Below are 22,211 nucleotides of genomic sequence, written 5' to 3'. Positions count from 1 at the left end.
AATTAGTGATTGATAGTGAATAATAAATATATAATTAATAAAACATGGAAGGAAAAATTTCTCGCAAATTAAACTTTTATTTTAAATAATTATATTATATAAAAATCTTAACAATATTTTTATTTGTTAAGATTTTTTATTTTTATAGTAACAAATTATTTTTTTAGTCATAACATATAGATATATATCTATGTGTTATTCTTTAGAGGCGGATATTAAAGTGAAATTTACAGTTTATAGATATTAATCTATATTTATAGATAGATTAATATCTATTTAAGGAGTGGGAGTATGGATGGAGATTATGAAGAAAATGCTAAAATATTTAAAGCATTAGGAGATCCTAATAGGCTAAAAATATTAGATATTTTATCTTGTGGAGAAAAATGTGCTTGTGAGTTGTTAGAAAGTTTTAAGTTTACTCAACCTACATTATCACATCATATAAAGGTTTTAACTGAATGTGGATTAGTATTGTCTAGAAAAGAAGGAATATGGAATTATTATAAATTACATATAGCCAATGCTAACAGATTAATATTAAATTTAATGCAGATTATCACTGATACTGAAGAATGCATTTGCAAAGAAAAAGAAACAAATTGTAAAAATAATAAGTAAAAGGAGAACCTGAAAAATGAAAAAGAAAGTAGCATTTATATGTGTTCATAACTCTTGTAGATCACAAATGGCGGAGGCATTAGGGAAATTATATGGAAGTGAAGTTTTTGAAAGTTATTCAGTTGGAACTGAAACTAAACCACAAATAAATCAAGATGCAGTAAGAATAATTAAGGATTTATATAATGTAGATATGAGCAAAACTCAAAAGTCTAAACTACTTACTGATATACCAGATATGGATATTGTAATAAAAATGGGATGTAATGTTGTATGTCCTAATATATCAGCTAGTTATGTTGAGGATTGGGGATTAGATGATCCTACTGGTAAACCTGATGAAGAATTTATTAAAGTAGCAAAAACTATAGAATCAAAGATAAAGAATTTAACTAAGAAAATTGAAAATAATGAGATATAGAGTTAAATATGTGGGAAGAATAATATTGAATAAATTAATAATAGAAAGGAGGTTATATGTTTTATGAAATGGGAATATAAAGTTGTCGAAATGGGCTCATTGAAAGGGTTAGGAAATCAAGAAGAATTACAAAAAGAACTTAATAATTATGGAAATTTAGGTTGGGAGTTAGTAGGAGGGTTAACAAAACCTCATGAAGGAGTAGGTTGGATTCCAAAGCCTGATGATGGATCAGTAATATTTAAAAGAGAAGTTGTTTAATTACATTAGCAATTGATCAATAAACTATAGTTATGTGATAAAGATGAATATGATTTTAAATATAGAAATAGACAGTATAGAATTAATTTTTAATCTTATAAAACACATAAATTAAATTTTATATACTAATCAATTTGATTATATAATATATAAAAATAGGGTGAAGTGTTATCTTTACTCTATTTTTATATTTATAATTAATAAAAGTTCTATATTAATTACTAGATAGTGTTTAGGATAGATACAATTACTTAAGTAATAATTGAACTTAATTCAATTATTGAGTTAAAAATACTTGGCTGTCTTTTAAATTTGAATAAACATATTTTTAGGATAAGGCATTTTTTTTATATAAATAAGTGTATAATAAATTCTATAAACATTATAAGGAGTTACTAGAAGGGATGAAGGTATTTGGATAAATCAAAATTTTACACTAATAGAATAAATATAATTATAATAGCAGTAATTTGTACATTTTTATGGGGAAGTGCTTTTCCTGCTATCAAAGTAGGATATGAAATTTTTAATATAGCAAGCAGTGATGTAGGTGCAAAACTTATATTTGCTGGATATAGATTTTTCTTGGCTGGAATTATTGTATTAATAATAAAGCTATTGATGAAGCAAAGTATCTTTGATTTAACTTTTAAGGATATGAAGGAAATTACAATATTAGGACTTGGACAAACAACTCTTCAATATATATTTTTCTATTTAGGAATGACATATACTACTGGTGTGAGAGGTTCAATTATAAATGGAACAGGTACATTTTTTAGTATAATATTAGCGCATTTTATTTATAAAAATGATAAGTTAAATTTCAATAAGGTTTTAGGCTGCATAGTAGGATTTGTTGGAGTTATAATTGTAAACCTTGGAGGATCTTCAGTTTTAGAAGGAGGTTTTTCTTTTAAAGGTGAAGGATTTATAATGCTTGCAGCTTTTATGCTTTCAATTTCATCAATATACAGTAAAAAGATAAGCCAAAATAAAGATGCCTATACTATAACTGGTTATCAATTAGCTATAGGAGGACTAGCTTTAATAATAATAGGGTATTTATTAGGAGGGCATCTTACAAACTTTAATGTTAAATCTACTTCCTTATTGTTATATATGGCATTACTATCCTCATTAGCATTTGCATTATGGTCACAACTTTTAAAATACAATAAAGTTGGAGTGATTTCTGTTTTCAACTTTTTAATTCCAGTCTTTGGAACTACACTTTCAGCTATAGTCCTTAAAGAAAATATCTTTGATATAAAGATACTTATAGCTTTAATACTAGTTTGCGCTGGAATTTATTTAGTGTATAAAAGGAAGGAAAGTATAAATTAGATATGTAGTTTATAAATAAAATAACTGTAATAAAGTTTATAGCTTTGTTACAGTTATTTTTTGTATATTAATTGGCTTTGGTATTAAAAACAATTTATTTTTAGGATTGTAGCAATGATAGAAAAAGAAATAGATTAAGTATTAGTATGAAGTTCATTTCCATAGGATCATGTAAATATATAGATTTTCTAATGACTTTAAATTACAAAAATGATATAATTTTAACAAAATAAAAAGATTAGAATCCCTGTTGATAATTAAAAGTAATAAAGTGAGAAAAGTATATTATGAAATTTAATGATTATTTTAATGAAATACCTTACTTAGAAACAGACAAGTTGATTTTACGTGCATTTTGACGTGCGGATATAGAAGAATATTTAAGTTTTATAAATCTCCCCCAGGTACAAAGGTTTTTAGGTGGGGGTCTAAGTATTTTTAATGAAGAACCACATATATCAAATTGGTTGAACAACATTAATGGACGTTTGCTCAAGTCAAAGATAGCATTTACGTGGTGTATAGAGAGTAAAATAGATAATAAAGTTATAGGTCGCATTGATTTAGGTGGATTTTCAAAGAAATCAATAGCAGAGCTATCGTATTATTTTTCGCCAGAGTATTGGGGGAGAGGATTTGCAACGGAGGCAGTAAAAGAGGTAACTAGATTTGGATTTATTGATTTAAAATTGCATAGAATACAAGCTAAGGTTATGCCTACAAACACAGCATCATTAGTAGTATTAAAAAAGGTAGGATATCTTGAAGAAGGTCTTTTAAGAAAATGTTTATTCGGCAAAGAATTTCACGATACTATAGTAATGGCATTGGTTAATGAAGATAATATTAAGAAATAGTACAACAGAGATATCACCAAAGGAGAAGTGAAATTTAATACTGTCAATCTTTTCTGGAGTGAAGAAACTATAATAAAAAAGTTTGGAGAGAACTATGAGAAATAACTATAGTATAATTCTAAACCATACTATAGTTATTATTTATAGGCTCTGTTTTAAACTAATGTTGATTTAGAGTATTATAAAAGTGGATAAAATTAAATTGTCCATTTTTTTAGTTCGTATAAGTTTAAACTTGCGAATCAATTATTTTATTATTAATAGTTATTCTTTAATTGTTAATTTTCATCCATACATATTTTTCATTTGTATTTGAAGATGTTTCAATAAATCCATTTTCAATTACTTCATAACTATTTTTTTCAAGTTCCCACTGACAGTTCTGTGTTGGTGTATTAAATGTGGCTTTTAAATCATTAACTGTCAATTCTCCTCCATAAGTAAAGTTTCTGACTTCACCTTCCTGTGTTATTATTTGACTTAATGTATATACCCCGTCTAAAATTTTAGTTGAATTTTTATTATCTGTCGCACCAATAACAAACGATAAAATTACTATACATATCGTTGGAATTATTATTTTTTTTATGTTTATCATATACTTACCTCCTTTTTACTGAATAACAATATAATAAAATTATTCATTATTATATATTCTTATTATACATTATTTATGGATTATAATTCCAATATTTATATGAAATAGGTAAATTTTATATAAATATTTGTTATCTTGTTTTGAATCACTTCATTCTAATATAACTATATGATATATTGCTATGTACTATCAAATTTTTAGTTATAATACTTTCTTTTTCTGAACTAAAAGTTTCATCCATTTCCTTATTTTTCAATTTTCAGTGACGTATTATAAGTTGGCAAATATAAATAGAGTATGCTTATTTCACAGTCTATTTATATTTGTAAGCTTATATTTCATTACTTTTAACTGTTAAATGAAGAATTAGCCTCATTAATACATATCATTATGTCTAATTCAAAATTATATCTATTCACCAACATGAAAATATGTTGTATCATTATCTTAGATAATAAAAAAAGTTTGGAGAGAACTATGAGAAAAAGTAAAGAACTATTATTAATACGATATATATCATTTATTATTTTAATAGCTCAAATTTTTATTGAAGAAAAAAATACAAGTATTTATAGCATAATGTTTATTTTGTTATTTATAATAAACAATAATCTTAGGGTATTTTACTTTAGAAATGATAAATTAACTATTTTTTCAATGATGGTTGAAATAATAATATCACCAATAGCTTATTTAAACTTTGGTGGAAGCATTTTATTTTATTTAATAGGTATAACTATAGATGCTTTTACACTAAAATATGAAAAAATGAAATATATATTTTTATTTATAATATCTTTAATATCATTATCTAGTAAATTTAATAAAAATATAGAAAGTGGTTTTATCAATTTAGTTATTATGTTTATTTTTATAATTCTTTTAAATTATATATCTAGGCTGTATAATACAAAGAAAGAAGCTCAAAGGTTATACGATAAGCTTAGAATATCGGAAGAACAATTAATTGAAACCAAAAATCATCTTGAAGAATGTCTTACTTCAATAGAGGAATTAACAGTTATTAAGGAAAGAAATAGAATATCAAGAGAAATACATGATAGCGTTGGTCATTCTTTATCAACAGCTATGATTCAGCTATCTGCAATGGAAAGTATAGCTGATAAAGAAGGAAGCATGCTAAAAGATATGGCAAGTAACTTAAGAGATTTTATAAATGAGAGTTTTCAAGATGTTAAAAAGGCTGTAAGTGAACTTAAATCTGATGATTATGATAATTACAGAGGATTAATTAGAATTCAAGAGTTATGTAAGAATTTTGAAAAGATGTCAGGTGTAGAAGTAAATATTATTTTATCAAAAGGTGATTGGACTCTTTCTATTAAACAAAGTACTCACTTATATAGAATAACTCAAGAAGTTTTGTCAAATGCTTTAAGACATGGAAAAGCATCTAAAGTTAAAGTAATTATGAATTTTACAGAAAATGATTTTGTAATATCATTTAAAGATGATGGTATAGGAACTGATATTATAAAAGAAAGTGGTTTTGGACTTAAGAATATAAGAGAAAGAGCTGAAGAAATAGATGGAATAATTGACGTTAGCTCAGAAGTTGGAAAGGGATTTTTTATAAAGCTTGTAATTCCGAGAGATAAGGAGAATTAGGATGGGGAAAATTAAAATATTAATTGTGGATGATGAAAAACTAATTAGAGAAGGCTTAAAAATTATGCTTTCAACTTTTGATGATATAGAAGTTGTTGATACTGCTGAAAATGGATATAAAGCTTTAGAAGTATGTAAAAATAAAGATGTTGATGTAGTACTTATGGATATAAGAATGAAAGATTGTGACGGAGTAATGGGTACTAGGCTTATTAAGGAGCAATTTACTAAGATTAAAGTTATTATATTAACTACATTTAAAGATAAAGAATATATTCAAGATGCATTGAAATATGGAGCTTTTGGATATTTGTTAAAGGATAGTTCTCATCAAGTTATTTATGAAGGAATAAAAACAGCTTATATGGGAAATATGGTTGTTCATCCTGATGTTGCAAATGAAATACTTAGTAATAATAGTCATAACTTAAATAATAAAGAATTAAATAAATATAATTTTTCAGATAAGGAATTACAAATTATCAAATGTATAGCTGAAGGATTAACTAATAAAGAAATTTCAGAAAAGCTTTATTTATCAGAAGGAACTATAAAGAATAATATTACAAATGTTTTATCTAAGTTAAATCTTAGAGATAGAACACAAATTGCAATTTTTGCATTTAAAAATGGAATAGTGACTTAAGTCATTCATCTAGTGACTTGGAGTGATAGCAAGCCCCTTAGCTTTGTCTTATTATATAAGTAAGATAAAGCTAGGGGGTATTTTTAATGAGTATCATAGAAGTAAAAAATGTCACAAAAAGATTCAATGACAAGTTAGTTTTAGATAATGTAAGCTATGAAGTTAATAAGGGAGAAATATTTGGATTTATAGGACCTAATGGAGCAGGAAAATCTACTTTAATAAATATAATGACTAGTCTTTTAACCCCAGATAGTGGAACAGTTAAAATTTGTGGTTATGATATTTTAAAAGAGCCAATAAAAGCTAAAGAATGTATAGGATATGTACCACAAGATATTTCTTTAATAGAAGAGTTAAATGCTTATGACAATTTAGAGTTTTTCGGTGCTTTATATGGATTAAAAGGAAAAGAACTTAAAGAAAGAATAAATGAAGCTTTAGAAGTTACAGGCCTTCAAGATAAGAAAAAAGAAAAAGTTAAGAAGTTTTCAGGTGGAATGAAGAGAAGGCTTAATATTGCAGCAGCTATTATGCATCATCCAAAAGTATTAATAATGGATGAGCCTACTGTTGGAGTTGATCCTCAATCAAGAAATCATATATTCACTTTTACAAAAAATATTTGTAAGGAATGGGGGACAACAGTTATATATACTTCTCATTACATGGAAGAAGTTGAAGAACTATGCAAGCGAGTATTCATTATAGATTTAGGCAAAGAAGTATCTTATGGAACAAAAGAAGAAATAAAATCTTCGGTATTTCCTAATAATAAGGTGATAATAGAAGCTAGTGATATTACAGCGGAAGTTCTTTTAAATATAGAAAAATTAACAGGAGTAATAAAAGTTAAGGAACAAGATGATATTATTTCATTAACTATAGACTCAAATTTTAAACTTCATAATGTACTAAGTATAATAGAACAATATGGAGTTAATGTTAAAAAAATAAGTTATGAAGATGCAAGACTTGAAGATGTTTTCTTAGCTTTAACAGGAAAAATGTTAAGAGATTAGAGGTGAGTTAAATGAAATTGATATATTATACAAAGACAACCTTAAAAGGAATGGTTTCTAATGGAGCTGTAACACTTTTATATTATATACTATTTCCAGTTTTGTTAGCAGCTTTCATGGGCTTTTTCCAAAAAACACTTATGGATAGTCCATTAAAATTAACAACTTTAAAAGTTCAAATAAATGATATGGATAATAGCACTATGTCTAAAAATTTAGTATCATTTTTAGAAAGTAATGATATGAAAGAGCTTGTTGAATTAACTGATAAAAAAGCAAATGTAGAAATTTCAATCCCAAAAGGATATGAAAATAATGTTGTATCTTTAAAAAGAGGAGAGATAAATATAAATAAGCTAGAAGAAGGATATAGTAATTCCACAAACACCTTAAAAACTATTTTAGATAAATATCATGAAAGTCTTTATGTTAATTTATCTGGAGGATCTACTGAAGACTTAGCAAAAGTTTCTGGAGAATCTGTTATTGAAAAAATAGATATAGATTCTAAAAAAACGTCTAGTAGTTATGAAAAAATGGCTGCATCAATGATAGCATTTGTAATAAGTATGTTGATTTTTACTCTTATACAATCCAATTATGCAGAGGTAAGTGTAAATCTTGATAAAAGAGTTGCATCAACACCTGTAACTAGAAAGCAATACTTTTACTATGATTCCTTTGCATTATTTGTATATTCAACTGTTATTATTTCAGGATATGTATTTTTCTTTAGAATTTCAGGAATAAGCTTTACTGGAGGCATTTTTCCTTTATTAATATTAATTTTGACTTCATCTATGCTAGTAGTATCATTAAGTAAGTTTGTTTATACTTTTTTTGGAGCGAAGTACGGTAAGGTTGTGGGAGCATTAATATTTACACTTCCTATAATAGGAATGGAAATGTTCACTGGAGAAGGAAATGCATTAAAAGTTTTATCACCAACACATTATATTTCAAAGTTATTTACTTTATATAATTTAAATGGAAGCTTTAGTGCTAATAATAAGGATTTAATATTAATTCTTTCAATTTCAATAATACTATTTATAATTGCAATATTAAAAATAAGTTTATCTAAGGAGGAAAGAAGATGCGCTTAATAAGATTAACCATAATTAATTTAAGAAGAAGTTTAAAAAATCCAGCAATTTTAATGATGACATTTTTCCTTCCAATGGTAGTTTTATTTGGAGTAGTTGGACCTAGTTCAAAAGAATCATCCTTAGGTAAGATAGGAATATTAGATAAATCTTCTGGTAAATATTCAAAGGATTTAATAAGCGATTTATCAGAAAAGTACTCTATAGAAGAGCTAAAGGGTGAAGCAGAAGATAGCTATAATGATTTAAGAGATAAAAAGCTTGGAGCTATATATGTAATAGACGAGAATTTCGAAAAAGAAATAGATAGTGGTGAAATTCCTAAGGTAAAAAGTTATACTAATGAAGCTGGGATGGGATCTGTTGTTGCAGAAAATATTATAGCTAATTACATTAATAATTTGCTTAAAGAAGGAATAAATGATGGCCTTAGTACTAATACAGTAAAAGCTGTAATAACAGACAAATTTGAAGTAAATAAAGCTGATTATGTTCTTACCGTCCTAATGATATGCTATTTTATGATGATAGGTGGATCTATATTAACTGATGATATAATTAAACTTAAAGCTCAAAAAGTTTTAAGAAGAACAATATCAACTGGAAATTCAGATAAAGTTATTTTAGGTTCTCTATATTTATCAGCATTTATACTTCAAAGTGTAATAAGCTCAATAACATTAATTTTAGCAATTAATATATTTAAAATAGAAAATTATAATTTAGGTGAAGGAATACTAGTTATTATTCTAAGTAGCTTAGTTACAACCTCATTAATTATAGCTGCCACAAGATGGCTTAAAAATCAAACAATATCAAGCTTAGCTATTGTAGTTTTTGGCTTACTGTCATTTGGTGTTGCAATGCTAGGAAGCGGACTTCAAGAATTTGATAATGTACCTCAAATAATAAACAGTTTAAGTATAATCTCACCATTTTCATGGATGGTACAAATTATAAATGAAGGCAAAATAGTAGTGCCGATTATAGTAATAATACTAATGTCAGCAGTATTATTTACGGCAGGAAGCTTTAGACTTAGAGATTATGCGAAGGAGTAAATAGACATCAGGTAAATTATTTGCTAAAATATAGTGAATAAAAGCTGATGGAGGAAAATCAAATGATTTCTAAAAAACAACTTAAAGATGAAATAATAACTTATGACATAATAACTTACAAAGATGAAGATGGAAAGCAAGTGGAATATGTTGAAGTTACTCTTACTGATAGAATTATTGATGTATATATGGACATTAGAGAAGTTAATATAGGGCTTATTGCAAATAAAATAATTGAAGATAATTTATACAAATAAAGGTGGTGAAATTTAATATTTCACCACTTTTAAGTTAATACATTTTATCAATCAGAATAATATAACCTAGATAATATGCTAATAGGGATAAGCCATATAGTATTTTTATATAATCATTAATATTATTTTCAAAATCACTTATGAATTTATTTCTTTTTTACACATATAGACAATAATACTATAGAATATTTGTTTAGTATCATATTATACGTAAATATTATTTTAACAACTTATAGTTTTTAGAACAACTTAAAAAAGATATTTTGAACCATAAGAGTAATTTTAGTATATGTCATGATGAAGTTATTAAAGTAAATATAAAGGTTAGTTGCTAATATTTGAAGAATTTTTACTTATAGTATATTATTGTAAATAGAATTATAAAAGGTGGGGGATTTTTTATGTGTGATATGAAAAGAAAAGATTATATTGATGAGCTAAAGAAAAGCATTGAAGAAAAAATGGAAAAGCTTTTTGAAAAAGCACATAAATATACTGAAAACTTAAGTCATGAAGATATAGTAAGATTACATGAAAATCATGTTAAAGATGTTTTTTATGCTTATATTAATAATATTCCTTCTCTACAAAAGGCAGTATTGGAAATTGGAGAGGAAAAAGTATTAAAGGAGATTAGATCCAAGTTTATGGCGAATTTTCATTTTCATGAAAAGATGTTAAAGTGCGAAGAATTTAGAGATGATAGAAAAACTAGATATACAGAGGAAGAAATTTTAGAAAATAATAAGAAAATATCAAAATATATTCATGAAATAGTAACATCAATTATTCAAGAATGTAGAGATTTGAATACTGAAGAAATAAAAGAAATACATATATTTATATTTAAACTTATATTCCAATCTGATATAGAACATATACCTTGTTTTAAAAGTGCATCTGAAACTATGAATATAGATGTTATAAATAGAATTCACGATAAAAAGATAACAGAAACTATAAGCAAGTATATAGGAATTAGTCAAAAAAATTAGAAATTATAAATTATAACATCAAGATATAAGGAGGGGAAGAGTTATGGCAAATAATACAAAACAGAGAAAAATAATTTTAGATTTAGCAACTACTTTAGATGGTTTTATTGAAGGGAAAAATGGAGAAGTTGATTGGTGTATTATGGACACTGATATGGGATTCACTAATTTCTTAAATGAAATTGACACTATTTTATATGGTAGAAAAAGTTACGATTTATGGGGACAATACATTCCTAAGGACGAAGATTCTGATAATGAAAAAGAAATTTGGGCATTGATTCATAGTAAAGAGAAGTATGTGTTTTCTAGAACAAAAATAGGTACTGGTAATCAAGCAACATTTATAAAGGAAAATATTCTTGAAGAAGTAAAAAAACTGAAGAATAAGCCTGGTAAAGATATTTGGTTATATGGAGGGGCTAGTCTTATTACAACTTTTATAAATTTGGGGCTTATTGATGAATTTAGATTATCTGTTCACCCTGTTATTTTAGGAGAAGGAAAAGCGTTGTTTACTGATATAAAACAAAGATTGAATTTAAAAATGGTTAATGCCAGAGCGTTTTCTTCTGGTGTTGTACAACTAATCTATCATTGGAATGGCAATTAATTTTTAACGAAGGAAAAAGCAAATGTCTTAATGTTAGATAGAATTTATATTAAAGGTGATAATTTAAATAATAAAAAATTATAAAAGAAAATTATTAAGTAAAATAAAGCAAATATTTTTATTACGAATATAAAGGTGAATATAAATGTGAGTATAAATGGATATGTTCTATAAGCTATTTATATTCGCCACTTATATTTATCATTTTAAACTAACAAATGAAGTTTTATTTTCATTAATAATATAAATTAACTTTTTATTTTTTTATATAATTTAGGATATAAGTCTAAATTTAAGCTATCTAAAATGAGTAAATTTTATAAAATAGGTCTTTCTATGTTATTTTTTATTGAAAGAAATATATAGTTATAAATTAACTAGTATTAAATAAAAATTAGCTAGTGCACTTATTATACCAAATCCACAAAGAAATCCAGTAATAACTCGTCTTGTATTATTTGAAGGATATATTTTTTTATGTTGAATAAACCAATCTATAAACATAATTATTGCAAAAATTAAACTTAAACTAATGGAGATTTTAAGATTAAAAAATAAAGCTAGTATACCTAAAAGATATCCTATTAACAAACCTGTACATCTTGCACATATAGGAAACTGATAATTATAAAAGAAAAAGCTTCTTTCAGATTTTTGATGACAAGTTTTAGAAAAAAGCTTCATAAAAAATAACCAAATTTTATCCTTTTTATTCATCTATAAATCTCTTTCCACAATCATTACAAATGCAAGTTGTTTTTTCTTTTTCACCGTCAGCACAACATAGTCCACATAATAATCCAATAGGGCCAAGACATATAGTTCCTATAACTCCACTTGTTATATCAAAGTTCTCATTTTTCTTTTCGATTATGATTTTTATATTTTTACTTTTACAAAAGGGGCACTCAACATTTTCTTTTGAATTATTGGCATCCATTTTTAAATCCTCAAAAAAAAATTACTCAATTATATTTTTACTTATATATCAAATTATACCATTATATAGGTATTTTGTATAATCATTTATTGGCCATGAGATAAAATAATAGAAGTATTAAATAAAGATACTATTTTATAAATATCAATTATACTAATTAGTATTATCTAAATTTATTATTATTCTAACTTAGGCTATTAGAATTAATAAAAATATATTTTAGAAAAATTTAAGAAATATATATAAAGTTCGTAAGAGTTCTATGTTATCATATAATTAGTAAAAATTAACAGGTAATTTGTGAGGAAATATATATGAGTTACTTATTTAAATATTACAGTAAGCAATATGATAAGTTTATGAAAATATTTAATTTAGACAAGAATAAAGAAATTATAAAAGTGATTAAAGAGCTTAACAACTTAGAGATTTTAGATATTGGTGGGGGAACTGGGACTCTTGCAGATGCACTAATAAATTTAGGTGCAAATGTAACTATTCTTGACCCAGAAATTAAAATGACCAATATAGCAAAAGAAAAAAACAATAAAATCAAGATAATTAATGGATATGCAACTAATATAGATTTAAATGATAATTTATTTGATTTAATTATAATGAGAGATTCATTTCATCACATACAAGATAAAGAAAAAACTTTAAAAGAATGTAAAAGATTACTTAACAATAATGGAAAAATTTTAATTTATGAATTTGATAGAACTCATATAATAACTAAGCTTATATATTTTTTTGAAAGAATTTGTTTTGAAAAGGTTAAAATGCTATCTAAAAATGAAATTAAGAAATTAGCTTCACAGTATTTTGATAATGGAGAAATAATTAAAATATCAAGTTATGAATATATATATTTAGGAGAAAATTCAAATTAAAGGAGTTATTAATGAGCATTTTAAAAGGGTTATTTAAAATTATAAAATTATTCCTATCTAAAAAGTACACAAATTTAAATGATATAGCAAATTCTTATACAAGAGTAAGTAAAAGTTATAATGATTTATTCTTAAAAGAAATGCAGAAGTACAACAAAGAAATGTTAGATAAACTAATTATAAGATATATTGATAATAAAGTTAATTCATCTCCTAAAGTTCTAGATATTGCTTGCGGGACAGGCTTTAACAGTAAGTATATAAATTCTAAAATAAATAACTCAAGTTTTACTTTAGTAGATATATCAGAAGGAATGTTAAATGAAGCTAAAAAAAATTTAAGTTTTAATGCTGAATTTATAAAGAATGATATGGTATCTTACTTAAAAAGCTTAAAAACTGATAGTTTTGATATTGTAGTATGTTCATGGGCAATAAAATATCAAAATCCTCATGAAATTATTAAAGAAGTTTCTAGAGTCTTAAAAAAAGGTGGATATTTTGCAGTAATAGTTAATTTAAAATATACATTGCCAGAAGTTAGAAAGATTTATCCAAAGCTTATTTTAAAAAATTATAGTAAGGTAAATAAAATAATGAAAGAGCTTCCTAATCCAATTCATCATAAGACCTTTACAAGATGGTTTGAAAAAGAAAGTTTTTCAAAAATAGAAGTAAAAGATGGCTCTCATGTATTTACTTTTGATGATACACAATCTTTAGTTTCTTTTGTAACATCTACAGGTGCTTTAGCAGGGTTTGATGCCATGATAGATATGACAGATGAAGATGTCAAAAATTCAATGATTAAGTTATTTGATGAAAAAGGAATTAAAACAATTACTCATAAATATGTTTGGGGGATTTTTAAAAATGATAAGTAATACAATGCCAATTATAAAAGCAATGTTAAATAAAGATGTAAGAAATAACTTCTTTTATATACATAGTAGATTTAAGAAAAGTAAAGATTATAAACCTATAAATGTTATAAAATGTGGGATGAATGTCATAAAAAATGATAGATTAGCAGTTCATAATGGTAACTTTATAGTTAATTCATTTTTGCCACCTTTAAATAGCATAGCTTATAAAAGTATCGTAGATGCAGTTCCTGGAGAAAATGCTGAATTCTTTTACAATCATACTACTGGCAAAAGACTAGCTCCAATTTCTACATATATAGCTATCACAGGAAGATGTATGTATAACTGTTGGCATTGCAGTGCTAAAAGGTTTATTAAAAATAAGGACGATAAATCAAAAGAAATGACAACGGATGAAATAAAAAAAATAATAAAATCACTTCAAGATTTAGGAGTTGGAATAATTGGATTTACAGGTGGAGAGCCTCTTCTTAGAAGTGATTTAGAAGAAATAATAAGTAGTATAGATAATAGAAGTATTTCATATTTATTTACGAATGGGTATTCACTAAGCCTTGATAAAGCAAAAAAATTAAAAAGAGCTGGCCTTTTTGGAGTAGGAATAAGTATAGATAGCTTATATAAGGAAAATCATGATAAAAAGAGAGGATATAATGGGGCCTATGAAAACTCGATTTTAGCAATAAGAAATTGCAAAGAAGCAGGCCTTTATACTATGGCTCAAACTGTATGTACAAAAGAAATGCTTAAAAGTGGAGAAATATATAAGATAGGCAAATTCCTAAAAACTTTAGGTGTAGATGAAGTTAGAATACTGGAACCTATCCCATGTGGATCACTTTTAGTAAAGTCAAATGAAATATTCTCAAAAGAAGATAAAGAGGAGCTTATAAATCTCCATATAAAATTTAACAGAGATAAAGCATATCCTAAAACATCAGTATTTCCATATGTTGAATCAAAAGACCAATTTGGATGTGGAGCAGGGGTACAACACTCATATATAGACAATGAAGGAAACTTTTTGCCTTGTGATTTTGTTCCTGAATCCTTTGGAAATGTATTAAATGAAGAAATAAAAGATGTATGGGATAAGATGCATAGTAAATTAGGTAAAGCTAAGACATATTGTTATGCAAAAAAATGCGATAAATGCAGCGAAAATGAGCTACCTAAATACTATAAATTACTTAGTGGGAGATAATTGTGAATTGATAACTACACTTAATGATATGTATTAACTTTCCGTTTTTATATAATATCCCCAACTTAATACATATCATTAATGAGGTTAATTCCACAATTAATAATTTTTTAGTGGAGAAAACATAATCTGGCTACGATAAATAGACTGTGGAATAAGCATATCTATTTATCGTAGCCTTTATATTATCAACTAGTTTCCTACACCAAAATCTGTATTGTTATACAGCACTTCGATATTATCGTAGTCATTTAAATATTTATATTCTTCAATGAACCATTTTACTAATTCTTCGTCTCTTTTTATATCTGTTGTATTATTAACAAAAACATTTAATGTTGCATATTTAAAGTTTTTAAGGACTATATCTATATCTTTATTTATCATTTCTTTAGTTTGGCCTTTTACTCCGATTAGTAAGCAAACTGATTCAAAGTGTGCTTTTACGTCATCTGGAGTTTTGAAGTTTGCATTTTTGTTTAATACTAAATTTCTAAAGTTATTATCAAAGGTTTCCACGCCTATTTTAAATATAATTGGAATACCAAAGAAGTCTCTCATTTCTTGTAATCTATTTTTATAGCACCAATGACTTTCTAGAAATAACTTTTCTATGTTTTTTTCTTGTATTATTTTCTTTATATCATTTAGTGTTTCTTTGGGGATTTCAAAGCAGCTACCTGAATTTATAACTTCTAATACTTTGAATTCTCCAGTGATATTTTTTAATACTTCTTTATTTAGCTTTACTATTTCATCTTCATTTAAGCTATTATCATCTATATAATCACAAAAACTACATTTACCCCAAATACAAGGGAATGATTTTAATAATACAATTTCTCGAATATTTTTGTTAGTTATTTTATTATATCTATCCATTTACACACCTATTATTTATAATTTCTTTCATATTATTTGGCAGGGATTTAATTAGCATTAATACAATAAATATAGTGGAAGCTTTATCTAGTAAATCAAATAATATTTGAGTTGAGAAAACACTAGCTACTATATTTACACCAACATTTTTCAAATACATAACTACAAATGAGGTTCCAGATGATGTTATTCCACTAAAAACATATGCAGAAATAAGTGATGCAACTAGTGAACCTGCAATAGTTGAAATTAAAATCCCTAAAACTATGAATTTGCCCTTAAATAATCCTTTTTTATAGCATAAACCAGCAACTAATCCTATTACTATTTGAACTGGGAAAAAGTACAATGAATATGGATCAAAAGTAAAGCCATTTATTAATGATGTAGCCAAACCAGTTATTGCACCACTTATTGGACCAAATAAAAAAGCAATTAAGAAAGTTCCAATTGTATCTATAAATATTGGAAGCTTAAGAGCAATAGCAATGAATCCTCCAAGAATGTTTATAACAATTGCTACAGACATAAGTGTTATTTTAAAAATATTATTTTTTTTCATATATCCTCCAGTGCTTTAACCTATGTAATATCTTTTGTTATTAAGAATTAACTCTATATCTTTTTTATTGTTTGGGAACAATCTATATAAGAACATCTCCATGAATTTTTTAGAATTAACTTTAGTTAAAACTAATCCATTGTGATCTTTTTTATAAAATTCGCCTACATCAACTAAGGTTTGTCCCATAGCTACTCCATCTGTAACAATGTCTAAGTAAGAAGTAAATCCTTCACAAATACTTCTATCTATAAAATATGCTACAGCTAAAGGATCATTAATAACACATCCAAGAGTTCTTTCTTGATTCCAATGGAAATCAACATAAAATCTTGTTATATCTACAATAAATTTTCCTATTTCATTATTAATTTGCTTTATAACTTCTATAAGGTTAGGAGTTAAAACTATTTCACGAGTAACGTCTAAACCTACCATTGAAAAAGGAACTTTGCTTTTATCAAATACCTTTTTTACACTATGAGGATCAACCCAATAGTTAAATTCTGCAACTTGAGAGCAATTACCATGAGATTTAAAAGCGCCACCCATAGATACTATTTCATTAATCATATTAAATGCATCTTCATCTTTTTCTAAAGCTCTAGATAAGTTAGTTAAAGGTCCTAAGGCAATGATGCTAACATCACCTTGTTTAGCACTATCTAATATAAAATCAACACCATTATGATTAATTTTAACATTAGCTTCTTCATAGTTAGTTTCACCAAGTCCATCTTCCCCGTGAGTATCTTGTGCAGTAACTAAATCTCTAACTAAAGGAGTACTTTCCCCAACATAAACTTTAATATCTTCTCTTTTTAGAAGCTTTAAAACCTTTAAAGCATTTTTAGCACCTTGATTAGCACAAACATTTCCAGATACAATAGTAATTCCTATAACATCTAGTTCCGGTGAATTCAAAGCTAGAAGTAGAGCAAGTGAATCATCAATACCTGGATCACAATCAATTATTACTTTTCTTTTCATTTTCATTTCTCCTTTATTAAATAATATGTAAAATTTATATTCAGAAAAATAAAAAGGAACGAACTATAAAGTTCATTCCATCACAAATAAAAAGTGGACATAAATAAGTTTACTTATTTCATCCTTCATTCAAGTAAACACAAACTTACATATGTCCACTTAAAAATAGAAAGACGTAATTTATAAAAAGATATTAACAGAGTAAACCTATAAAACACTAGAATATAAAAAGAGCTATTAATTACTAATAGCCCTTTACAAAAATCTAGCTTATTATTTTATTGAAATTTAAACAACAAAATTAATCTAATTTAAAATACATTAAATTAGGGTCCTAGTTTTTTATAGAGGGATGGTTACGAACCTCTCTCAGAATTATTCTGAGTATATAAATTTTATGGTAATAGTGTATAACAAAAGATTAGATTTTTCAATTACTAATTACTAAAAAATATCTTTTTAAATTTTGTGAAAATTTTGCTTACATCCATCATTTTTTTTGTGATAAAATAATATTAGTGGCTCTAGTGTGTTTTATTTAATAAAAGGAATAGCAACTAATAAATTCAGGAGTTTTGTAAATGTGCATAAGTAAACGTTTACTAAACTTCTTTTTAACAGGAGGTATTTAAATGTTTAAGAAAGGTGATTTAATTCTATATTCAGTTCATGGTATTTGTAAGGTAGATGATATATGTGAAAAGACAATTTCTCATGTAAAAAAGCAATATTATATCTTACATCCTATGAATGATAAGAATTTGAGTATAAGTACTCCAGTGGATAATGATAAGGTGGCAATGTTAGATCTTCTTACAAAGGAAGAAGCAGAAGAACTTCTAGAATCATTTAAAAAGCCAGGTATAGATTGGATAGAAGTAGATAGAGAAAGAGGAGAAGTATATAGCGAGATTATAAAAAGTGGAAATCGAAAAAAAATCGTAGGGATAGCTACCACTTTAATGAGAACTAAAAGTAATTTAGAAAAGAACGGAAAGAAATTTCATGAAAAGGATAAAAAGATTTTAGCAGATATTCAAAGTATTCTTTTTTCAGAACTAGCATTTTCTCTAGATACTACCCCTGAAGAAATAGCTAAAATAGTAAATAGCTATTTAAAGGAAACAAATTATTTAAATTAGAGGTGAAAAATTTTTGAACATTAATGATGAAAAACTTTTAGTAATAGATTCAGTTATGAAACAAATAGATAAACAATTTGGAAAGGGCTCAGTTATTAAACTTGGGTCTAATCCAACAATGGATATAGAAACTATATCAACAGGATGCTTAGCATTAGATATAGCCTTAGGAGTTGGTGGAGTTCCCCGTGGTAGAATAATAGAAGTATATGGACCTGAAAGTTCAGGTAAAACTACTATTGCTCTTCATATAATAGCAGAGGCACAAAAGATAGGTGGCGTGGCGGCATTTATTGATGCTGAACATGCCTTAGATCCATCTTATGCAAAAAACTTAGGAGTAAATATTGATGACTTAATAGTGAGTCAACCAGATACTGGTGAGCAAGCTTTAGAAATAACAGAAGCCCTTGTAAGATCAAATGCTATGGATGTACTTGTAGTTGACTCTGTAGCAGCACTTGTTCCTAGAGCGGAAATAGAGGGAGAAATGGGAGCTTCACATATAGGTCTTCAAGCAAGATTAATGTCACAAGCATTAAGAAAACTTACAGCATCAATAAATAAATCTAAGTGTATTGTAATATTTATAAATCAATTAAGAGAAAAAATTGGAATTATGTTTGGAAATCCTGAAACAACAACAGGTGGACGAGCACTTAAATTCTATGCATCTATAAGATTAGATATAAGAAAAATTGATACTATAAAGGTAGGAGAAAACATTTTAGGAAGCAGGGCTAGAATAAAAGTAATAAAAAACAAAGTTGCACCACCATTTAAACAAGCAGAATTTGATATTATGTATAATGAAGGTATCTCAAAAGAAGGAAACCTTTTAGATATAGCTGTTAATGAAGATATAATAAACAAAAGTGGTACATGGTTTTCCTATAATGATATAAGATTAGGACAAGGTAGAGAAAACTCAAAGGCATATTTAAAAGAAAATAAAGATTTAGCCCTTGAAGTAGAAAATGCAATAAGAGAAAAGCACAACTTACCATTGGTAAAGACTTCCAAAATGAAAGAAGATGAATCTAGAAAAGATAATAAACTTGAACAAGATGATAGAACAAAGAATGATGCTAAAAATGAAGAGAAATTAGAATTAGAAGAAATAATAAAAGTAAAAAACTTATGGTGAATATATAAAATTATTTGTATAATAAGGATAAAAAAGAATTTATTAGAGGTGCTCAATGAAAACTTATAAAACACAAGGTTGTATAATTGGCAGTTTATTAGGTGCTGTAATAGGAGGAATATTTTTATATTTTAATAAAAATATTCTGGCAGGAATAATATTAATAGTAGGACTAGTTGTAGGAAATATTATTGGAAATTTAATAGAGAAAAAAGAAAATGATTAAGTTTTCTTATGATTATTGGAATATTTAGATTTTATGAGAACAGTGATTAAATATACTAGGATTGTAATGGAAGAACCCGACAATTATGAAACACGTGTAATTATAACGCGCTTGCATTAAAGTAAGCGTGTTTTTTATTTGCGAATAAACAAATATTACCAATTTGAAACAATTATTAATCAGTGACCAATTACAAATTTATTAATTAAAAATTTATGATAATCTAAAAATGATAAATAAATTTGAAGGGAGTGAATATATTTATATCTTTTGTAAACGTAATCAACAAAAGTATTAAATTAACTAAATGTAGGCTAGAAATATACTTTTAAGAAACAAATGAAGATTTATTAATTAAAGTCTATTGAAATTTAAAATGTAAATAAGGGAGGATATTAAAATGAGTAGATTTTTAAGAAAATTTAAAAAGTGTATTATTGCTGGCGCATTAGTATTAGCTCAAACAATTTCATTGACATCAATGATGCAGGTATCAGCATTTGCAGCTACTTCTAATAGTGGGTTTCATGTAAATGGTACTAAACTTTATGATGCAAATGGAAATGAATTTATTATGAGAGGAATAAATCATGCCCATGCATGGTACAAAGGACAAGAATCAATAGCTATACCTGCCATAGCAAAAACTGGTGCAAACACTGTAAGAGTTGCTCTTGGTGATGGCGATCAGTGGGGTTATGATAATATAAATACTGTAAAAAATATAATTTCTTTATGTGAACAAAACAAGCTTGTAGCAGTTTTAGAAGTACATGATGCTACAGGTGCTGATGATGTTTCAAAGTTAAACAATGCAGTTAACTATTGGATAGGGATTAAAGATGCATTGATAGGAAAAGAATCTACTGTAATATTAAATATTGCAAATGAGTGGTATGGAACTTGGGATGGTAAGCAATGGGCAGAAGGATATAAACAAGCAATTCCTAAATTAAGAGCTGCTGGAATCAAAAATACTATTATGGTTGATGCTGCAGGTTGGGGACAATATCCTAAATCTATAGCTGATTATGGAAAAGAAGTGTTTAATTCGGATTCTCAAAAAAATACAATGTTTTCAATACACATGTATGAGTATGCTGGTGGAAATGCAAACATAGTTAAATCTAATATAGATAATGTTATAAATCAAAATTTAGCACTAGTTATAGGTGAATTTGGATTAAGACATACAGATGGTGATGTTGACGAAGATACTATTATGAATTATTCCAAGGAAAAATCAGTAGGATATATAGGCTGGTCTTGGTATGGTAATGGTGATCAATGGAAGTACCTTGATATATCTAATGATTGGTCTGGAACATCTTTTAGTGAGTGGGGGAATATATTATTAAATCATAAAAATGGCATAAAAAATACATCAAAGATTTGTTCAGTATATACAGGATCAAATCCTGGAAATGGAGAAGAACCTGGGGGAACTACTAAGTTTACAATAGAAGCAGAAAATGGAATCAAAAATGGTATTTATAATAGCACTGCACGCTCTGGATACTCAGGAAATGGATACGTAACTGGATTTGATAACAGTAATGATTATATTGAAGTAACTGTTAATGTTCCATCATCAGGTGATTATCACATTAATGTACAATATGCTTCTGAATACGGTGATAAATATACTACACTTTATATAAATAATAACAATCGTGGAGATAAGTTATTAAAACAATCATACAGCTTTACTGATGCTTATCTTGACACAGTATACTTAAATGCTGGTCAAAATAAGATTAAGCTTCAACACAGCTGGGGATATTATGATATTGATGTATTTACAGTTACAAAGAAATAGATTTGTAACCAGAAAATCAATTATTTGAGCAAAATATTTATTAAATTAAAGGGGCGTCGCGTTTCGCGACGTCCTTTTAAGTTGT

The 22,211-nt window shown here is 26.4% G+C and carries 26 protein-coding genes and 1 riboswitch; of the genes, 20 read left to right on the top strand and 6 right to left on the bottom strand.

Annotated features, from left to right (window positions below; all coding sequences use genetic code 11):
- Positions 1-291: 291 nt before the first annotated feature.
- The 5 genes from I2E83_RS13265 to I2E83_RS13245 all read left to right on the top strand — a co-directional run bounded on the left by I2E83_RS13265 (position 292) and on the right by I2E83_RS13245 (position 3,507).
- Positions 292-621: a metalloregulator ArsR/SmtB family transcription factor gene (locus I2E83_RS13265; RefSeq protein ID WP_195430303.1), complete on the top strand. Its 330-nt coding sequence runs from the start codon at positions 292-294 to the stop codon at positions 619-621.
- Positions 622-637: 16 nt separating this feature from the next.
- Positions 638-1,042 carry an arsenate reductase ArsC gene (locus I2E83_RS13260; RefSeq protein WP_195430301.1) on the top strand — a complete coding sequence of 135 codons (405 nt, stop codon included), beginning with the start codon at positions 638-640 and terminating at the stop codon, positions 1,040-1,042.
- Positions 1,043-1,105: 63 nt separating this feature from the next.
- Positions 1,106-1,303 (top strand): DUF4177 domain-containing protein, encoded by a 198-nt coding sequence (locus tag I2E83_RS13255; RefSeq protein ID WP_195430296.1) that lies wholly within the window; start codon positions 1,106-1,108, stop codon positions 1,301-1,303.
- Positions 1,304-1,717: 414 nt separating this feature from the next.
- Positions 1,718-2,650: a DMT family transporter gene (locus I2E83_RS13250; RefSeq protein ID WP_195430293.1), complete on the top strand. Its 933-nt coding sequence runs from the start codon at positions 1,718-1,720 to the stop codon at positions 2,648-2,650.
- A gap of 368 nt (positions 2,651-3,018) precedes the next feature.
- Positions 3,019-3,507, top strand: coding sequence for a GNAT family protein (locus tag I2E83_RS13245; protein WP_195430444.1), 489 nt, complete (start codon positions 3,019-3,021; stop codon positions 3,505-3,507).
- Between the two features lie 271 nt (positions 3,508-3,778).
- Here I2E83_RS13245 and I2E83_RS13240 read toward each other — a convergent pair whose 3' ends face one another.
- Positions 3,779-4,105: a hypothetical protein gene (locus I2E83_RS13240; RefSeq protein WP_195430291.1), complete on the bottom strand. Its 327-nt coding sequence runs from the start codon at positions 4,103-4,105 to the stop codon at positions 3,779-3,781.
- A gap of 477 nt (positions 4,106-4,582) precedes the next feature.
- Between I2E83_RS13240 and I2E83_RS13235 the strand changes: the two genes are divergently transcribed.
- The 8 genes from I2E83_RS13235 to I2E83_RS13200 all read left to right on the top strand — a co-directional run bounded on the left by I2E83_RS13235 (position 4,583) and on the right by I2E83_RS13200 (position 11,434).
- Positions 4,583-5,734, top strand: a complete 1,152-nt coding sequence (locus I2E83_RS13235; RefSeq protein WP_195430288.1) for a sensor histidine kinase — start codon at positions 4,583-4,585, stop codon at positions 5,732-5,734.
- A 1-nt stretch (position 5,735) separates the two neighbouring features.
- Complete coding sequence (locus tag I2E83_RS13230; RefSeq protein ID WP_195265669.1) at positions 5,736-6,380, top strand: response regulator transcription factor; 645 nt, start codon at positions 5,736-5,738, stop codon at positions 6,378-6,380.
- An 86-nt stretch (positions 6,381-6,466) separates the two neighbouring features.
- Positions 6,467-7,402, top strand: coding sequence for an ABC transporter ATP-binding protein (locus I2E83_RS13225; protein ID WP_195265668.1), 936 nt, complete (start codon positions 6,467-6,469; stop codon positions 7,400-7,402).
- An 11-nt stretch (positions 7,403-7,413) separates the two neighbouring features.
- Positions 7,414-8,508, top strand: coding sequence for an ABC transporter permease (locus tag I2E83_RS13220; RefSeq protein WP_195265667.1), 1,095 nt, complete (start codon positions 7,414-7,416; stop codon positions 8,506-8,508).
- Entirely contained in the window at positions 8,499-9,569 is a 1,071-nt protein-coding gene (locus tag I2E83_RS13215) for an ABC transporter permease (RefSeq protein ID WP_195430285.1), read from the top strand. Before I2E83_RS13220 ends, I2E83_RS13215 begins: the two co-directional genes overlap by 10 nt.
- Before the next feature lie 62 nt (positions 9,570-9,631).
- Positions 9,632-9,826 (top strand): hypothetical protein, encoded by a 195-nt coding sequence (locus tag I2E83_RS13210; RefSeq protein WP_097033432.1) that lies wholly within the window; start codon positions 9,632-9,634, stop codon positions 9,824-9,826.
- 401 nt (positions 9,827-10,227) lie between these two features.
- Positions 10,228-10,821, top strand: coding sequence for a hypothetical protein (locus I2E83_RS13205; protein ID WP_195430282.1), 594 nt, complete (start codon positions 10,228-10,230; stop codon positions 10,819-10,821).
- A 43-nt stretch (positions 10,822-10,864) separates the two neighbouring features.
- Positions 10,865-11,434: a dihydrofolate reductase family protein gene (locus tag I2E83_RS13200; protein ID WP_195430279.1), complete on the top strand. Its 570-nt coding sequence runs from the start codon at positions 10,865-10,867 to the stop codon at positions 11,432-11,434.
- 366 nt (positions 11,435-11,800) lie between these two features.
- On the opposite strand, the gene I2E83_RS13195 is transcribed toward I2E83_RS13200, so the two are convergent.
- Both I2E83_RS13195 and I2E83_RS13190 read right to left on the bottom strand, forming a co-directional pair.
- Positions 11,801-12,151 carry a DUF2085 domain-containing protein gene (locus tag I2E83_RS13195; RefSeq protein ID WP_195430276.1) on the bottom strand — a complete coding sequence of 117 codons (351 nt, stop codon included), beginning with the start codon at positions 12,149-12,151 and terminating at the stop codon, positions 11,801-11,803.
- Positions 12,144-12,374: a hypothetical protein gene (locus I2E83_RS13190; protein WP_195430274.1), complete on the bottom strand. Its 231-nt coding sequence runs from the start codon at positions 12,372-12,374 to the stop codon at positions 12,144-12,146. Before I2E83_RS13190 ends, I2E83_RS13195 begins: the two co-directional genes overlap by 8 nt.
- A gap of 314 nt (positions 12,375-12,688) precedes the next feature.
- Between I2E83_RS13190 and I2E83_RS13185 the strand changes: the two genes are divergently transcribed.
- The 3 genes from I2E83_RS13185 to I2E83_RS13175 are packed head-to-tail and all read left to right on the top strand — an operon-like array spanning position 12,689 to position 15,358.
- Positions 12,689-13,267: a class I SAM-dependent methyltransferase gene (locus tag I2E83_RS13185; RefSeq protein ID WP_195430271.1), complete on the top strand. Its 579-nt coding sequence runs from the start codon at positions 12,689-12,691 to the stop codon at positions 13,265-13,267.
- Between the two features lie 11 nt (positions 13,268-13,278).
- A complete protein-coding gene (locus I2E83_RS13180) occupies positions 13,279-14,151 on the top strand; it encodes a class I SAM-dependent methyltransferase (RefSeq protein WP_195430268.1) in 873 nt (290 codons plus the stop codon).
- Positions 14,141-15,358 (top strand): radical SAM protein, encoded by a 1,218-nt coding sequence (locus I2E83_RS13175; protein WP_195430265.1) that lies wholly within the window; start codon positions 14,141-14,143, stop codon positions 15,356-15,358. The genes I2E83_RS13180 and I2E83_RS13175 overlap by 11 nt, the downstream gene beginning before the upstream one ends.
- 192 nt (positions 15,359-15,550) lie before the next feature.
- Here I2E83_RS13175 and I2E83_RS13170 read toward each other — a convergent pair whose 3' ends face one another.
- Genes I2E83_RS13170 through I2E83_RS13160 form a run of 3 tightly spaced genes read right to left on the bottom strand, consistent with a single transcriptional unit; the run spans position 15,551 to position 17,792 of the window.
- Positions 15,551-16,240 carry a radical SAM protein gene (locus I2E83_RS13170; RefSeq protein ID WP_195430263.1) on the bottom strand — a complete coding sequence of 230 codons (690 nt, stop codon included), beginning with the start codon at positions 16,238-16,240 and terminating at the stop codon, positions 15,551-15,553.
- Complete coding sequence (locus I2E83_RS13165; RefSeq protein ID WP_195266441.1) at positions 16,233-16,802, bottom strand: ECF transporter S component; 570 nt, start codon at positions 16,800-16,802, stop codon at positions 16,233-16,235. Before I2E83_RS13165 ends, I2E83_RS13170 begins: the two co-directional genes overlap by 8 nt.
- Positions 16,803-16,817: 15 nt before the next feature.
- Positions 16,818-17,792 carry a nucleoside hydrolase gene (locus I2E83_RS13160; protein ID WP_195430260.1) on the bottom strand — a complete coding sequence of 325 codons (975 nt, stop codon included), beginning with the start codon at positions 17,790-17,792 and terminating at the stop codon, positions 16,818-16,820.
- A gap of 328 nt (positions 17,793-18,120) precedes the next feature.
- Positions 18,121-18,165, bottom strand: a riboswitch (PreQ1 riboswitch).
- Positions 18,166-18,424: 259 nt separating this feature from the next.
- Here I2E83_RS13160 and I2E83_RS13155 point away from each other — a divergent pair.
- The 4 genes from I2E83_RS13155 to I2E83_RS13140 all read left to right on the top strand — a co-directional run bounded on the left by I2E83_RS13155 (position 18,425) and on the right by I2E83_RS13140 (position 22,126).
- A complete protein-coding gene (locus tag I2E83_RS13155; protein ID WP_195430257.1) occupies positions 18,425-18,934 on the top strand; it encodes a CarD family transcriptional regulator in 510 nt (169 codons plus the stop codon).
- 19 nt (positions 18,935-18,953) lie between these two features.
- Positions 18,954-20,081 (top strand): recombinase RecA, encoded by a 1,128-nt coding sequence (gene recA, locus I2E83_RS13150; protein WP_347708067.1) that lies wholly within the window; start codon positions 18,954-18,956, stop codon positions 20,079-20,081.
- A 55-nt stretch (positions 20,082-20,136) separates the two neighbouring features.
- Positions 20,137-20,307 carry a hypothetical protein gene (locus I2E83_RS13145; protein ID WP_195430255.1) on the top strand — a complete coding sequence of 57 codons (171 nt, stop codon included), beginning with the start codon at positions 20,137-20,139 and terminating at the stop codon, positions 20,305-20,307.
- A 400-nt stretch (positions 20,308-20,707) separates the two neighbouring features.
- Positions 20,708-22,126: a cellulase family glycosylhydrolase gene (locus I2E83_RS13140; protein WP_195430253.1), complete on the top strand. Its 1,419-nt coding sequence runs from the start codon at positions 20,708-20,710 to the stop codon at positions 22,124-22,126.
- The last annotated feature ends 85 nt before the right edge of the window (positions 22,127-22,211 follow it).

This window comes from Clostridium sp. D46t1_190503_E9 (genome assembly GCF_015555225.1).
Taxonomy (GTDB): Bacteria; Bacillota; Clostridia; order Clostridiales; family Clostridiaceae; genus Clostridium.
This window is presented reverse-complemented; position numbering and strand designations above follow the sequence as displayed.

Coding starts and splice junctions, on each gene's coding strand:
- I2E83_RS13225 (WP_195265668.1), top strand. CDS start 6,467: ATGAGTATCATAGAAGTAAAAAATGTCACAAAAAGATTCAATGACAAG.
- I2E83_RS13210 (WP_097033432.1), top strand. CDS start 9,632: ATGATTTCTAAAAAACAACTTAAAGATGAAATAATAACTTATGACATA.
- I2E83_RS13165 (WP_195266441.1), bottom strand. CDS start 16,802: ATGAAAAAAAATAATATTTTTAAAATAACACTTATGTCTGTAGCAATT.
- I2E83_RS13235 (WP_195430288.1), top strand. CDS start 4,583: ATGAGAAAAAGTAAAGAACTATTATTAATACGATATATATCATTTATT.
- I2E83_RS13205 (WP_195430282.1), top strand. CDS start 10,228: ATGTGTGATATGAAAAGAAAAGATTATATTGATGAGCTAAAGAAAAGC.
- I2E83_RS13195 (WP_195430276.1), bottom strand. CDS start 12,151: ATGAATAAAAAGGATAAAATTTGGTTATTTTTTATGAAGCTTTTTTCT.
- I2E83_RS13160 (WP_195430260.1), bottom strand. CDS start 17,792: ATGAAAAGAAAAGTAATAATTGATTGTGATCCAGGTATTGATGATTCA.
- I2E83_RS13155 (WP_195430257.1), top strand. CDS start 18,425: ATGTTTAAGAAAGGTGATTTAATTCTATATTCAGTTCATGGTATTTGT.
- I2E83_RS13180 (WP_195430268.1), top strand. CDS start 13,279: ATGAGCATTTTAAAAGGGTTATTTAAAATTATAAAATTATTCCTATCT.
- I2E83_RS13185 (WP_195430271.1), top strand. CDS start 12,689: ATGAGTTACTTATTTAAATATTACAGTAAGCAATATGATAAGTTTATG.
- I2E83_RS13145 (WP_195430255.1), top strand. CDS start 20,137: ATGAAAACTTATAAAACACAAGGTTGTATAATTGGCAGTTTATTAGGT.
- I2E83_RS13255 (WP_195430296.1), top strand. CDS start 1,106: ATGAAATGGGAATATAAAGTTGTCGAAATGGGCTCATTGAAAGGGTTA.
- I2E83_RS13240 (WP_195430291.1), bottom strand. CDS start 4,105: ATGATAAACATAAAAAAAATAATAATTCCAACGATATGTATAGTAATT.
- I2E83_RS13265 (WP_195430303.1), top strand. CDS start 292: ATGGATGGAGATTATGAAGAAAATGCTAAAATATTTAAAGCATTAGGA.
- I2E83_RS13200 (WP_195430279.1), top strand. CDS start 10,865: ATGGCAAATAATACAAAACAGAGAAAAATAATTTTAGATTTAGCAACT.
- I2E83_RS13170 (WP_195430263.1), bottom strand. CDS start 16,240: ATGGATAGATATAATAAAATAACTAACAAAAATATTCGAGAAATTGTA.
- I2E83_RS13260 (WP_195430301.1), top strand. CDS start 638: ATGAAAAAGAAAGTAGCATTTATATGTGTTCATAACTCTTGTAGATCA.
- I2E83_RS13230 (WP_195265669.1), top strand. CDS start 5,736: ATGGGGAAAATTAAAATATTAATTGTGGATGATGAAAAACTAATTAGA.
- I2E83_RS13220 (WP_195265667.1), top strand. CDS start 7,414: ATGAAATTGATATATTATACAAAGACAACCTTAAAAGGAATGGTTTCT.
- I2E83_RS13175 (WP_195430265.1), top strand. CDS start 14,141: ATGATAAGTAATACAATGCCAATTATAAAAGCAATGTTAAATAAAGAT.
- I2E83_RS13140 (WP_195430253.1), top strand. CDS start 20,708: ATGAGTAGATTTTTAAGAAAATTTAAAAAGTGTATTATTGCTGGCGCA.
- I2E83_RS13215 (WP_195430285.1), top strand. CDS start 8,499: ATGCGCTTAATAAGATTAACCATAATTAATTTAAGAAGAAGTTTAAAA.
- I2E83_RS13190 (WP_195430274.1), bottom strand. CDS start 12,374: ATGGATGCCAATAATTCAAAAGAAAATGTTGAGTGCCCCTTTTGTAAA.